General features: G+C 64.4%; 10 protein-coding genes. 3 read left to right on the top strand and 7 right to left on the bottom strand.

Translation table 11 applies throughout. The features are described 5' to 3' along the window. Window position 1: 1 nt before the first annotated feature. Window positions 2–1507 carry an aldehyde dehydrogenase (NADP(+)) gene (locus ASC48_RS02375; RefSeq protein WP_055454186.1) on the top strand — a complete coding sequence of 502 codons (1506 nt, stop codon included), beginning with the start codon at window positions 2–4 and terminating at the stop codon, window positions 1505–1507. Window positions 1508–1783: 276 nt separating this feature from the next. Here the strand turns inward: ASC48_RS02375 and ASC48_RS02370 are convergent, their stop codons facing one another. Genes ASC48_RS02370 through ASC48_RS02350 form a run of 5 tightly spaced genes read right to left on the bottom strand, consistent with a single transcriptional unit; the run spans window position 1784 to window position 7607 of the window. Beyond that, window positions 1784–3070: an amidohydrolase family protein gene (locus ASC48_RS02370; RefSeq protein WP_208975515.1), complete on the bottom strand. Its 1287-nt coding sequence runs from the start codon at window positions 3068–3070 to the stop codon at window positions 1784–1786. Further along, window positions 3067–4014, bottom strand: a complete 948-nt coding sequence (locus tag ASC48_RS02365; protein ID WP_055454184.1) for an ABC transporter permease — start codon at window positions 4012–4014, stop codon at window positions 3067–3069. Before ASC48_RS02365 ends, ASC48_RS02370 begins: the two co-directional genes overlap by 4 nt. Further along, window positions 4011–5060 carry an ABC transporter permease gene (locus ASC48_RS02360; protein ID WP_055454183.1) on the bottom strand — a complete coding sequence of 350 codons (1050 nt, stop codon included), beginning with the start codon at window positions 5058–5060 and terminating at the stop codon, window positions 4011–4013. The genes ASC48_RS02365 and ASC48_RS02360 overlap by 4 nt, the downstream gene beginning before the upstream one ends. Beyond that, entirely contained in the window at window positions 5050–6591 is a 1542-nt protein-coding gene (locus ASC48_RS02355) for an ABC transporter ATP-binding protein (protein WP_141658850.1), read from the bottom strand. Before ASC48_RS02355 ends, ASC48_RS02360 begins: the two co-directional genes overlap by 11 nt. After that, window positions 6588–7607 carry a BMP family protein gene (locus ASC48_RS02350; RefSeq protein WP_055454182.1) on the bottom strand — a complete coding sequence of 340 codons (1020 nt, stop codon included), beginning with the start codon at window positions 7605–7607 and terminating at the stop codon, window positions 6588–6590. The genes ASC48_RS02355 and ASC48_RS02350 overlap by 4 nt, the downstream gene beginning before the upstream one ends. Window positions 7608–7888: 281 nt before the next feature. On the opposite strand from ASC48_RS02350, the gene ASC48_RS02345 reads away from it, so the two are divergent. Continuing rightward, entirely contained in the window at window positions 7889–10162 is a 2274-nt protein-coding gene (locus ASC48_RS02345; RefSeq protein WP_141658849.1) for a heavy metal translocating P-type ATPase, read from the top strand. A 391-nt stretch (window positions 10163–10553) separates the two neighbouring features. Here the strand turns inward: ASC48_RS02345 and ASC48_RS19455 are convergent, their stop codons facing one another. Beyond that, window positions 10554–10910, bottom strand: coding sequence for a hypothetical protein (locus ASC48_RS19455; RefSeq protein WP_055454181.1), 357 nt, complete (start codon window positions 10908–10910; stop codon window positions 10554–10556). Here ASC48_RS19455 and ASC48_RS02335 point away from each other — a divergent pair. Then, window positions 10909–11439, top strand: coding sequence for an invasion associated locus B family protein (locus ASC48_RS02335; protein WP_055454180.1), 531 nt, complete (start codon window positions 10909–10911; stop codon window positions 11437–11439). The genes ASC48_RS19455 and ASC48_RS02335 overlap by 2 nt on opposite strands. Window positions 11440–11506: 67 nt before the next feature. On the opposite strand, the gene ASC48_RS02330 is transcribed toward ASC48_RS02335, so the two are convergent. Continuing rightward, window positions 11507–13543: a TRAP transporter permease gene (locus tag ASC48_RS02330; RefSeq protein ID WP_055454179.1), complete on the bottom strand. Its 2037-nt coding sequence runs from the start codon at window positions 13541–13543 to the stop codon at window positions 11507–11509. Between the last annotated feature and the right edge of the window lie 107 nt (window positions 13544–13650).

The following is a 13650-nucleotide window of genomic DNA, read 5'->3' as shown; positions in this document are numbered from 1 at the left end:
CATGCTGACCGGAAAGCACCTGATCGCCGGAGCCTGGGTTGCAGGTTCTGAAGTCTTTTCCTCCTCGCCCGTCACGGGCGAGCCCCGCCAGTTCGCCGCTGGCGGCCCGGCGGAGGTGGATGCGGCGGTGAAGGCCGCCGAAGCAGCTTTTGCCGCCTATGCCGCAACCTCGCGTGAGGAGCGCGCCGTCTTCCTGGAGCGCATCGCCGCGGAAATCGAGGCACGCGGCGCGGAGATCACCGAAGTTGCGACCGCCGAAACCGCGCTGCCCGCCGCCCGTCTTGAAGGCGAGCGCGGCCGCACCACCGGCCAGCTGCGGCTGTTTGCTGCCCATATCCGCAAGGGCGAATATCTGGATGTGCGCAAGGACGTGGCCCTGCCGGACCGCGCACCGCTGCCGCGCCCGGAAATCCGCCTGATCCAGCGCCCCATCGGCCCGGTGGCCGTGTTCGGCGCTTCCAACTTCCCGCTGGCCTTCTCCACGGCCGGTGGTGACACCGCCAGTGCGCTGGCCGCTGGTTGCCCGGTGGTGGTCAAGGGTCATCCGGCCCATCCCGGCACGGGGGAGCTGGTGGCGCAGGCCATCGATGCGGCCATCAAGGCTTGCGGCATGCCGGCAGGCGTGTTCTCGCTGATCCAGGGCCCCTCGCGGGAGCTGGGCGAGGCGCTGGTGCGCCATCCGCTGATCAAGGCTGTCGGCTTCACCGGTTCGCTGGGCGGCGGGCGTGCGCTGTTCGACCTGTGCGCCTCGCGCCCCGAGCCGATCCCCTTCTTCGGCGAGCTGGGCAGCGTCAACCCGGTCTTCGTTCTGCCCGCAGCCCATGCGGCACGCGGCGAGGCGATTGCCAAGGGTTGGGCCGGAAGCCTGACCATGGGCGTCGGCCAGTTCTGCACCAACCCCGGTCTCGTGCTGGTCATGGACGGGGCAGGGGCAGATGCCTTCATCGCCACGGCGGAAGCAGCCCTGAAGGACGTCGCGCCGCAGACCATGCTGACGGACGGCATCGCATCGGCCTTTGCAAAGGGCGCTGAAAAGATCGCCGCCACGGGCGCTGCCAAGGCTCGCCTCACCGGCACCTGCCCGGCCCGTCAGGCTGCACCGCACCTGTTCGAGACGACCGGCGCGCAGCTTCTCGCCACTCCGGCGCTGACGCATGAAGTCTTCGGCCCGCTTGGCATCGTCGTGCGCGTCAAGGACAAGGAAGAACTCGCCCGCATTGCCGAAAGCTTCGAGGGCCAGCTGACCGTGACCCTGCAGATGGATGAAGGCGACGTGGAACTCGCAGCCAGCCTGATGCCGGTTCTGGAGCGCAAGGCTGGCCGCATTCTGGCCAACGGCTTCCCGACCGGCGTGGAAGTCTGCGATGCCATGGTTCATGGCGGCCCTTATCCGGCCTCGACCAACTTCGGCGCCACTTCGGTCGGTACCATGGCCATCCGCCGCTGGCTCCGCCCCGTCAGCTACCAGAACCTCCCCGAAGCCCTGCTGCCCGCAGACCTGCGCTGATCCGGCAAGAGCTTCCCTGAATCACCAGGCCCTCGGCAAGCGATTGCCGGGGGCTTCTGTTTGTGCGGCTTCTTCCTGCAGCCTTTCGATTTCCGTCATGCCACGGCTTGACCGTGGCATCCATCCCCTGACTTGCCGGTTCTGAGGAAGTGTATATGAATACAATGAGTTAAGGCTACGCCATGCCGTTTGGAGAGGGTGCGGCGTGGATACCATGATCAAGTCATGGCATGACGAAGATGGTGGGACTGGTGTGCTTTTCTCAGGCTTGGCTCATCACCCCTCATGCCGGCGGCGGATGGTGGCCGGGCGGCCGGGGAGGGTGAGACGGGCGTTGTTACGGGGGCGCTCGGCCACGACCTTGCCTTTGGAGACAACCGCCAGCCGGTCAGGCCGCAGGCGCAGGGCTTCCACCGGGTTGCCTGCATCCAGCACCACCAGCGAGGCCTTGCAGCCGGGCGCAAGGCCATAGCCTTCCAGATTGAGGATCTTTGCGTTGTCTTCCGTCACCATGCGGAAGCAGCGGGCCATTTCCGCCGGGTGGGTCATCTGCGCCACATGCAGGCCCATGAAGGCCACGTCCAGCATGTCGGCGGTGCCGAGTGAATACCACGGATCGAGCACGCAATCCTGACCCCAGCCCACGGTGATGCCGTGGGCCTGCATCTCCTTCACCCGCGTCAGGCCGCGCCGCTTGGGGTAGGTGTCATGGCGGCCCTGCAGGGTGATGTTGATCAGCGGGTTGGGAATGGCCGCCATGCCGCTTTCCGCGATCAGCGGCAGCAGCTTGGAGACATAATAATTATCCATGGAATGCATGGAGGTGAGGTGGCTTCCGGCCGCCCGTCCGCCAAGGCCATGGCGCGTTACTTCGGCGGCCAGCGTTTCCACGTGGCGGCTCATCGGATCGTCGGTTTCGTCACAGTGCAGGTCCAGCATCAGCCCGCGTTCCGCAGCGATGCGGGCGAGATCCTTTACCGACTCCATCCCGTCTTCCATGGTGCGCTCGAAATGCGGGATACCGCCGACCACATCGACTCCCATGTCCAGCGCGCGCAGCAAATTCTCGCGGCCCGTCTTCGTGCGGTAGAGCCCGTCCTGCGGGAAGGCAACGAGCTGCAGGTCGAGATAAGGCGCGACCTTGCGCTTGACCTCCAGCATCGCTTCCACGCCGCGCAGGTGGTCCGGCGTCGTGTCCACATGGGTGCGGATGGCGAGAAGGCCCATGGAAACGGCCCAGTCGCAATAGGTGAGGGCGCGGGAGATCATGTCCTCGACGCTGGCGATCTCGCGCAGTTCGCCCCATAGCGAGATGCCTTCCAGCAGCGTGCCGGAGGCATTCACCCGGGGCAGGCCGTAGGACAGCGTTGCATCCATGTGGAAATGCGGATCAACGAAGGGCGGGGAGACAAGATCGCCCGTGGCGTCGATCACGCGGGTTGCATTGGCAAAGGCGGCTTCATCGAGACGGCCCACCTCGGCGATGCGCTCGCCTTTGATGGCGATGTCGGCGGCGGTGCCATCGGGCAGGGTGCCGCCCTTGATGATGAGGTCGAACATCAGCGTTCCCCCTTGTTGAAGGGCTGCATCAGCGCAGCAGGCACTTCGGCCCGCCGTGACATGAGGATGAGCGCCAGAATGGACAGGATGAAGGGCAGCATCAGGAACACCTGATAGGGCACGATGGCGCCAAAGCCCGTTTGTTGCAGGCGCACCTGCAGTGCATCGAAGGCGGCAAAGAGGATGGCGCCCAGCACCGCCTTGCCCGGCTTCCAGGCGCCGAAAACGACGAGGGCGATGCAGATCCAGCCGCGCCCATTGATCATTTCGAAGAAGAAGGACGAGAAGGCCGAGAGCGTCAGGAACGAGCCGCCGACCGCAATCAGGCCCGAGCCGAAGACGACCGCGCCCATGCGCAGGGCCGTGACCGAAAGCCCCTGAGCCTCCACCGCTGCCGGGTTCTCGCCCGCAGCACGCACCGCAAGGCCGAGCGGCGTGCGGTAGAGCACGAGTGCGATGATCAGCGCCGTCAGGAAGGCGGCATAGGTGAGGGCGGTCTGGGTGAACAGCGCCTCGCCCACCAGCGGCAGGCTGGAGAGGCCCGGAATGGGCAGCGGCTGGAAGGGGGTAATCTTTGGCGGGCTTGTCACCTCCGGCAACAGCAGGCGGTAGGCGAAATAGCTGGAGGAGGTGGCCAGCATGGTGACGCCAAGGCCCACCACATGCTGTGACAGGCCGAAGGGCACGGTCAGCACCGCATGGATGAGGCCGAAGGCCATGCCGGCCAGCAGCGCTGCGGCGACGCCCCACCATAACGGCGCGCCCATATAGACGGCCACCCAGCCGGTGAAGGCGCCGATGACCATGATGCCCTCGATTCCGAGGTTGAGGACGCCCGCCCGCTCGCAGATGAGTTCGCCCATAGTGGCGAAGATCAGGGGCGAGGCGATGCGGATGGCCGCAGCCCAGAGGCTGGCGGAGAGCAGGATGTCCAGAAGCTCGTTCATCCGCGCCTCACCCGGTAGCGTGTCAGAAGAATGGCCAGCACCATGAAGAGCAGCGCGATGGCCAGCAGCATGTCGGCAATGTAGGACGGCACGGCTGCGGCTCGGCTCATGCTGTTGGCGCCGACGAAGATGCCGGCCACGAAGATGGCGGAAGGCACGACGGCAAGCGGGTGCAGCAGGGCGAGCATGGCAACGACGATGCCCGTGTAGCCGAAGTTGGCCGACAGATCGAGGCTGAGGTGGCCCTTGAGGCCGGAGACCTCGCTGAAGCCGGCCATGGCGGCAAGGCCGCCGGAGAGCAGTGCGGTTTTCACCAGCACCATGTTGACCGGAATACCGGCAAAGCGTGCGGCCTTCTGGTTGAGGCCGGTGGCGCGGATCTCGTAGCCAAGGGTGGTGCGGGTCTGGATGATCCAGACGGCAACGGCGGACATCAGCGCCAGCGCAAAGCCCCAGTGCAGGCGCAGGCCCTCCATGATGCGCGGCAGGCGGGCCTCCCTGGCCAGCGCCGCAGACTTCGGCCAGCCCATGCCCGCCGGATCCTTCATCGGGCCTTCCAGCAGGTAGGAGACGAAGAGCAGCATGATGAAGTTGACGAGCAGGGTCGTCACCACTTCATCGACGCCGAAGCGGGTTTTCAGCAGAACCGGCGGCAGCAGCATGGCAGCGCCCGCCAGCATGGCGGCAAAGGCCATAAGTGCCAGCAGCGGCAGTTGCGGCAGGCCGGTGACATGGGCACCGATCAGCGCCGCGACGATGGCCCCGGCATAAAGCTGGGCCTCTGCGCCGATGTTCCATAGCCGCGCCCGGAAGGCGACGGCAACGGCAAGGCCAGTGAAGATGAGCGGGGTTGCCCGGTTGAGGGTTTCAAGCAGGGCAAACTTGCTGCCCGCAGCGCCCTTGACGATGAGCCCTAGCGTCTGGAAGGGGGCAGCCCCGGCAATGAGCGCGAGCAGCGAGCCCGCAACGACAGTGAGCGCCAGCGCCAGGGCCGGAAGGCCCGCACGGCGCAGGAGGCTGGGGTTGGCGACCGGCTCAAGCCGCATGATCAAATCCTTGTCCGGTCATCCAGAGACCAAGCTGTTCCGTGGTGAGACTGCCGCGGGCAAAGCCGGGAGAAATGCGGCCTTCGTAGATCACGTGAATGACATCTGACAGCCGCTGCACCTCGTCCAGATCCTCGGAGATCAGCAGCACCGCTGCCCCTGCATCGCGGGCTGCGATCAGGCGCGAATGCACGAAGGTGATGGCGCCGATGTCGAGCCCGCGCACCGGCTGGTTGGCGAGGATCACATGCGGGCCCGGCTCCAGCACGCGGCCGAGGATCAGCTTCTGCATGTTGCCGCCGGACAGCAGGCGGATGCGGGTGTCCGGCCCCGGGCAGCGGATGTCATAGGTGTCGATGATGTGCTGCGTGAAATATTCGGCGGCCGCCCGGTTCATCCATCCGGCGCGGGAGAAGGGGCGCTGGTGGTAGGTTTCCAGAATGGCGTTCTCGGTCAGGCTGAAGTCGGCGATGGTGCCGGTCTTGTGCCGGTCTTCCGGAATGCGGGCGATGCCGGCGCGCACGGCCGCTTCCGGTGTCCAGCGCAGAGGCACGGTGCCTTCCACGTGAATATGGCCCTGATCCGGGCTGGCGAGCCCGGCGACGAGATCAGAGAGCGTTGCCTGGCCATTGCCGGAAACCCCGGCCAGCCCGGTGATCTGGCCTGCCTTCAGCTCCAGCGTCACCCGCTTGAGGCCTGGCGCGCCTTCCCGGTCCGGCGTTGATACATTGCGCAGGGCAAAGATGGTGCGGCCCGGCTTGGCGGTGGACGGCGCCAGTTCCGGCACGTCGCCGCCGACCATCAGCGCTGCGAGTTCGCGGGCGGAGGTTGCGGAGGTGCCGCGTTCGGCCACCACCTTGCCGTGGCGCAGCACCACGCAGCGGTCTGCCACGGCCATCACCTCATGCAGCTTGTGGCTGATGAAGACGACGGACAGGCCGATTGCCACGGCGCGCTTCAGCGTCGCAAACAGGGCATCGGTTTCCTGCGGCGTCAGGACGGCCGTGGGCTCATCGAGAATGAGAATGCGGGCATTGCGGTAGAGCGCCTTGAGGATCTCGACCCGCTGCTTTTCACCCACCGACAGGCTTGAGACGCGGGCATCGGGATCGACCTTGAGGCCGAAGTCCCCGGAAAGGACGCGGATGCGCTGGCGGGCGGCACCAAGGCCGAGCGACAGGCGGAACAAAGGCGCCGTGCCCAACACGATGTTTTCCGCCACGCTCAGGTGTTCGGCCAGCGTGAAATGCTGATGCACCATGCCGACGCCTGCCGCAAGCGCAGCACGCGGGCGGCCCGGTGGCAGTTCCCTGCCGAAGACCTCGACCGTGCCCTCATCGGCGGTGTAATGGCCGAAGAGGATGTTCATCAGCGTGGTCTTGCCAGCACCGTTTTCCCCGAGCAAGGCGACAATCTCGCCCCGGTTCAGGGTCAGACTGATGCTGTCATTGGCGGTGAGGGCCCCAAAGCGCTTGGTGATGCCGTCGAGGCGCAGGACGGTCTCCTGCGCCTCCTTGTCAAAGATACTCACGAGGACTTGGGCTCGTCGTCATTGATGGTGACGGTGAAACTGCCATCCTTGATCGCGGCCTCGCGGGCCGTGACCAGATCCATCGCTGCGGCAGGAACCTTGCCCTCGAAGGTGCCGAGCGGGGCAAGCGAGCAGCCGCCTTCCTTCATGAAGGAATAGACGCCGTAGTCCTCCGCCTTGAAGCTGCCTGCGGCAACGGCCTCGATGGCCTTGTTCAGCGTCGGCTCGAAGTGCCACAGGGCCGAGGCCACCACGGTTTCCGGATAGTCGGACTGGGTGTCGATCACGTTGCCGATGGCCAGCACACCGCGCTCCTTGGCTGCGTCCGACACGCCGAAACGCTCCGCATAGAGAAGGTCGGCGCCGCCGTCGATCATGGCGAAGGCGGTTTCCTTGGCCTTCGGAGGATCAAACCAGGAGCCGATGAAGCTGACCTGGAAGGTGGCATCCGGACGGGTTTCCTTGACGCCGGCCATGAAGGCATTCATCAGCCGGTTCACTTCCGGAATGGGGAAGCCGCCGACCATGCCGATCTTGCCGGACTTGGTCATGGCACCGGCGATGATGCCGGAAAGATAGGACGCATCCTGGATGTAGTTGTCGAAGACGGAAAGGTTGGCAAGGCTCTCTTCCGGCTTGAAGGACGAGCCCATCAGGAAGGCGGTTTCCGGATAGTCGGCGGCCACTTCACGGGCTTCCTGCTCCACGCCGAAGATCTCGCCGACGATCAGCTGCGCGCCGCCTTCGGCATATTCGCGCATGACGCGCGGATAGTCGGTGTTGCTGGTGTTCTCCGAGAATGTGTACTCGATGAGCCCTGCCTTCTTCGCTGCTTCCGCTGCAATATGAATGCGGCTCACCCACTGCTGCTCGACGGGAACCGTGTAGATTCCGGCAACCTTGAGAGGTGTTTGCGCAAATGCAATCCGGGGCAGCAATGCGCTGCCTGCAAAGGCTGCGCCTGCGCCAAGAAGAAGGCCGCGGCGGCTGACGTCAAAACTGGATCTGCTCTTCATCTGGAGTTCCTTCTGTCGTTATCCCTGCTTTTTGACCGGATGGTAAGGCGATCAAAACTGCGCCTGCAAGATGAATATCGAGGCATGCCATTCTGCGCGTCACTTTGCCGTCTTGCTCCTGTCATGTTTCACGAGTCGGCCCATGAGTCCATCATCGGCAGAGCCTTTTCCGTCCTGAAAACGGGCGTTGCTATGCGTCAAAAAAAACGCTTGAACCTCTAGCCGCTAGAGGTGCTAGCCCATGGGTCATGACCTGAAATGACCGTTCGTTGGGCAAGGAGATGACCATGAGCAAGCATGATGCGGCGCCAGTTCTTGAGTGGACCGTGACGGGCATGGACTGCGGGTGCTGCGCGGGCAAGATCAAGGGTGCGGTGGAGCGCCTGCCGGGGGTGAGTGCCGTCGAGGTGGCGCTGATGAGTGAACGCCTGCGGTTGAGGCTGGACGAAAGCCAGACCGGGCGGCAGGTGGTGGAAAAGGCCGTCAGTGCTCTGGGGTTCGGCATCAGCCCCCGCGCCGGACAGGAGCAAGGCCAATCCGGCAAGGCCGCTGGCTGCTGCGGGCATGAGCATCACAGCCATGATTATGAGCATGAGCATCACCACGATCATGCCCATGGGGGCGTTCACAGCCACAGTCACGGTCACGAAGACGACAAGCCGCAGGCCGATGGCGCCCGCCGGGCATGGTATCAGACGGGCAAGGGGCGGCTGGTCATCCTGACCGGCGCGCTGCTGGCTCTGGCCTGGGCCGCGCATTTCGTGTTGCCGCCGCAGGTTGGGGCCTGGGTCTTCACCGTGGCCTGCGTCATCGGCGTTGCGCCTGTTGCACGGCGTGCCTTTGCCGCGCTGGCGGCCGGCATGCCCTTCACCATCGAGATGCTGATGACCATTGCCGCCGCCGGTGCGCTGGCGATCGGGGCGGCGGAAGAGGCGGCGCTGGTGGTGTTTCTCTTTGCCGTGGGCGAGGTGCTGGAGGGCGTTGCCGCCAACCGCGCACGCGATGGCATCCGGGCTCTGGCGCGGCTGGTGCCGGAAACTGCGCTGCTGGAAACGGACAGCGGAACGCGGCAGGTGGCGGCGGAAAGCCTTGCGCCGGGGCAGATGGTGCTGGTGCGGCCGGGAGATCGCATTCCCGCCGATGGCGTCATCCGCTCCGGCATTTCCGGCATTGATGAAAGCCCGGTCACGGGGGAAAGCGTGCCGGTGACCAAGGGCGAGGGGGCGGAGGTCTTTGCCGGTTCCATCAACACCGAAGCCGCCCTCAGCATTGAAGTGACCCGGGCTGCGGCGGACAACACCATTGCCCGCATCATCAAGCTGGTGGAAGAGGCGGAAAACGCCCGCGCCCCGACCGAGCGTTTCATCGACCGGTTCAGCCGCTACTACATGCCTTTCATCGTGCTGCTGGCCGCCACAGTCGCCGTTGTGCCCCCGCTCGGGTTTGGCGGGGAGTGGAACACCTGGATCTACCGTGCCCTGTCGCTGCTCCTGATCGGCTGCCCCTGTGCGCTGGTCATTTCGGTGCCGGCCTCCATTGCCTCGTCCCTGTCCGCGGGCGCACGCCGTGGCCTCCTCATGAAAGGTGGTGCCGTGATCGAAGCCATCGCGCAGGTGAAGACGGTCACCTTCGACAAGACCGGCACGCTGACGGCTGGCCGCCCGCAGGTGGTGGACGTGGTTCCTTTTGGCGGGTTTGACGTGCTGGAGGTGATCTCTGCCGCAGCCTCCGTCGAAGTGGGGTCGTCGCATCCGCTGGCGAAAGCCATCCTCACCCGTGCGCAAGAGACCGGGGCGAGCGTTCTTCCTTCATCCGGGGCGCGGGCCATGGCCGGGCGCGGTGTCGAGGCACTGGCCGCCGGAGAGTTACTGCAGGTGATCTCTCCGCGCCATGCCAGCGAAACCGGCCTGCTGCCGGAAAGTGCTGCGGCGCAGGCGGAACATCTGGAATGCGAAGGCAAGACTGTGGTCTGCGTCATCCGGGCCGGACACCTTGCCGGACTTGTGGCCCTGCGCGATGAACCGCGGGATGACGCCCGCGAGGCGGTCGGTCAGCTGGAACGGCTGGGGGTTCGTGCGATCATGCTGACGGGTGACAATGCCCGCACGGCGGCCGCGATTGCCTCCGGTCTCGGCCTCACGCAGCGCGCGGAGCTGATGCCGGAGGACAAGGTGCGTGAAGTGCGTGCGCTGGCGGCCTCCGGCGGGGTGATGATGGTGGGCGACGGCATCAATGATGCGCCCGCCCTTGCGCAGGCTTCGGTGGGTGTCGCCATGGGCTCGGGCACGGATGTGGCGCTGGAAACGGCCCATGCTGCAGTCCTGCGCGACAGGGTGGCCGATATACCCGCCCTTATCCGCCTTGCCCGCAAGGCGATGGGCAACATTCACCAGAACATCACCATCGCGCTGGGTCTGAAGGCGGTGTTTCTCGTCACCAGCATTCTCGGCGTAACCGGCCTGTGGCTGGCGATCATGGCGGATACGGGAGCAACCGTGCTGGTGACGCTCAATGCGCTGAGGCTGCTGGCCTATGATCCGGCGAAGGAGGTTTGATCAAGGCTGCTGAAGCACAACCGGCAGGCCTGTGCCTGCCGGCCGTAGGACGGAAAATCCAGTCATCATGCAAGGCGCCCTTCCGGGTAAACATGCCTTGCAGCTGGCATCACTTCCACTGCTGGACGGTCGCTGCCTTGCAACCTTAAGGCGGCAGCTGGTTGCCGAAATTCACTTTCAGCTGCTTGCAGCCCCATTGGCTGAGGGGAGCAGGCATGTAGCTGTTCAGCGTTATTCCGATTTCGTCATAGGGGGCGTATTGGTGTCATACTGATGTCAACGGAAGCAAAAGTATCCGCCGATGACGGCAAGCCCAATGGTTATAGTGATAAAAACTTGACAAGTTTCACGAATTTATTTCATAAAAATTTATATTGATGGGTGGTGAATCCTAAATCTCTGCGCCTGATTCTTCAGGCGCATGGATAAGATTTCTCGTCAGAGAAATGATCTTAGGGATGGCTTGTGCCAAATCCTGATGAGCTTGACGCGCCCGGATCTGGTCGAGCCCGTCCGGCATTTGAGCTTTCTCAAGGCGTGATGCGTCAGCTTCGCAAGACTTGGTATTGTAAGTCCGGGTGCCGCCGGTCTGTAAATTCTGGCCTTCAGGACACTGCAGCAAGGGATAATGCTGCCCGCCAGCAGCTGCAGGCATTGCTTGCAAGGCAGGGGCAAGCCCGGTTAGGTAGGCGGGTGTTGTGTGAAGGTGGCGGCTGCGCTGCTTTCCGGTCATCGGGATGAGATTCATGAATTTAAAGCTGGCATCCTCCCTCGCTGGTGCTGCAATGATTTTTTCCGCCGGTCTGGCCACCGCCCAGACACCAGGCGGCCTGCCATCGGGTGCTTCCTCCGTCAAGGAGACCTTCGACGACTGGACTGTGACCTGCCTGTCAGGTGAAGGCGGCAAGCGCTGCGCCATCTCGCAGCAGCAGCAGGATCAGCAGACCCGCCAGATGGTGCTGCTGGCCGAGTTCGCTCCGGCCGCTGATGGCACCGTGAACGGCACGCTGGTTCTGCCTTTCGGCCTCAACCTTGATGGCGGCGTCAAGCTGACCGTCGATGATCAGGAAAAGGTCACCGGCGCCCGTTTCCAGACCTGCATGCCGGTCGGCTGCGTGGTGCCGCTGACCCTCAACAAGGATACGGTTGCCGCCATCCGCAAGGGCAACATCCTGAAGCTGGGCGTTCAGGCGGTTGCCGGCAATCCGCTGCACCTGCAGGTCTCGCTGAAGGGCTTCTCCGCCGCGCTGGACCGTTCGGCCGCGCTGTTGAAATGAGGTTTTCTTCAAGGAAAAGCCGGGCTGCGGTGCTCCGGAGTCCGGCTTTTCGTCTTGTTTATTGGTATCAGGATGCGGCCAGTTTCTGCCGTGCCTTGATCTGCAGGAACGCCACCGGCAGCAGCAGGACAATGCCCGCCGCCATCGTCTCAAGGCCCGGCGAGATGAACAGCAGCGACACGATACCCGTCCACCAGCGCTCCAGCTTGCGCATCGGGGCGATGAAATAGCCGGAGAAGGCCACGCCGAGGCAGGCGATGCCGAAGGCGGCGCCCGTGAGCGTGATGGCAAAGGCGGACCAGGTGAAGTCCGCATTCACCAGCAGCAGCGACGGCGAATAGACGAAGACAAACGGCACCAGCGCCTTGGCGATGCCGAGGCGGAAGGCGGTGTTGCCCGTCTGGAACGGGTTGGACCCGGCGATGCCCGCCGCCGCATAGGCCGCAAGGGCTACAGGTGGCGTGATGTCGGCCAGAACCCCGTAGTAGAACACGAAGAAATGGGCGACCAGCGGTTCCACCTGCTGCACGGCAAGGGCAGGGGCGGCCACAGCGACCAGAATGATGTAGGTGGCGGTGGTCGGGATGCCGGCGCCCATGATGATGCAGGCGATGGCGATCAGGATCAGCGAGACAAACAGGGTCCACTGGCCTGCGGTGAACAGCGACAGCGGCCACAGGGAGCCCAGGGTTGACCCGATATCTCCAGCGGTCTGGACGATGACATAGCCGATGCGGAAACCGACGCCGGTCAGCGTCACCACACCCACGACGATGCCGACAGTGGCTGCCGCTGCGCCCACCGCGAGTGTGTTGCGGGCACCGGCCGCCAGCGCATTATAGAGATCCTTCAGGTTCAGCCGGTCGGTGGGGTTCAGCACGCCGACGACGACACAGGCGATGATGCCATAGACGGCGGCATAATCGGGCGTGCGGCCGGAGAGGATCAGATAGACCAGAATGACCAGCGGGATGACCGACAGCCAGTGCTGCTTCAGCACGATGCCCAGCTTCGGCAGTTCGTCCCTGGTGAGGCCGCGCAGGCCGAGGCGCTTGGCTTCCAGATGCACCATGATGAGAATGCCGAAATAATGCAGCAATGCTGGGAACAGGGCTGCGGCCAGCACATCACGCAGGGGGATCTGCAGATATTCCACCATGATGAAGGCGGCAGCGCCCAGAATGGGCGGGGTGATCTGCCCGCCGGTGGAGGCGGTGGCTTCCACGGCGGCGGCGAAACGGGCCGGATAGCCGACACGTTTCATGGCGGGGATCGTCAGGGCGCCGGTGGTCACCGTGTTGGCGATGGACGAGCCCGAGATCGTGCCCATGAAGGCGGAGGAGAAGATGGCGACTTTTGCCGGGCCGCCAGAATAGCGCCCGGCCAGCACCATGGCCACGTCGATGAAGAGCTGCCCCAGGCCGATGCGGGTGGCCAGCACGCCGAAGACGATGAACAGGAACACGTATTTTGCCATCACGCCGATGGCGATGCCGTAAATGCCCTGATTGGTCATGTAGAGGTGGTTGATGAGGCCCAGCCAGGAGGTGCCGCCATGTTTCAGCGCGCCGGGCATCCAGGGGCCGAACAGGGCAAAGCCCATGAACAGCAGCGCGATGATGGGCAGCGTCGGGCCGACAGAGCGGCGTGTCGCCTCCAGCGTCAGCAGCAAAAGTGCCGAGCCGAAGAAGATGTCCTGTGGTGATGGATTGCCGACGCGCATGGCCAGCGTCTGGGCCGATTGCAGCGGCAGATACATTGCGGCGGCCACGCCCAGGACCGCCAGAACGATATCGAGGATTGCCACGCCCTCGATCCGGTACCAGGCCTTTGGCGGCAACTGGTCATTCATGCTGCGCCGCCAGGCGAACATCAGGAAGACGAGCGACAGGACGAAAGAGAGATGGATGGCCCGGTGCATCAGTTCCGGGATGAGGGCAAAGCCGGCAGCATAGAAATGATACACCGACATGGCCACGAGGATGGCGGTGATCAGATGGCCGATGCGTGGCCCGGTCGGGCGGAAGGCCGTCTCGGGATCGTATTTGCGCTCGATCTCGGCCAGTTGTTCGGCCGTCAGCGCGGGAGCCGGGGACGTGGTCATCGTGTGTCCTGTAACACCAGCGCGCAATGGGCGTGACACGTTCCGATCTGCCCAAGCCCTTGCGGCAAATGAAGAATATCAAGGTGACGTGGTAAGGGCTGAATCCC

Origin of the sequence: Pannonibacter indicus (assembly GCF_001418225.1) — a bacterium.
GTDB lineage: Bacteria > Pseudomonadota > Alphaproteobacteria > Rhizobiales > Stappiaceae > Pannonibacter > Pannonibacter indicus.
Note: the sequence above shows the minus strand (reverse complement) of the source record. Positions and strands in the feature narration are given on the sequence as shown.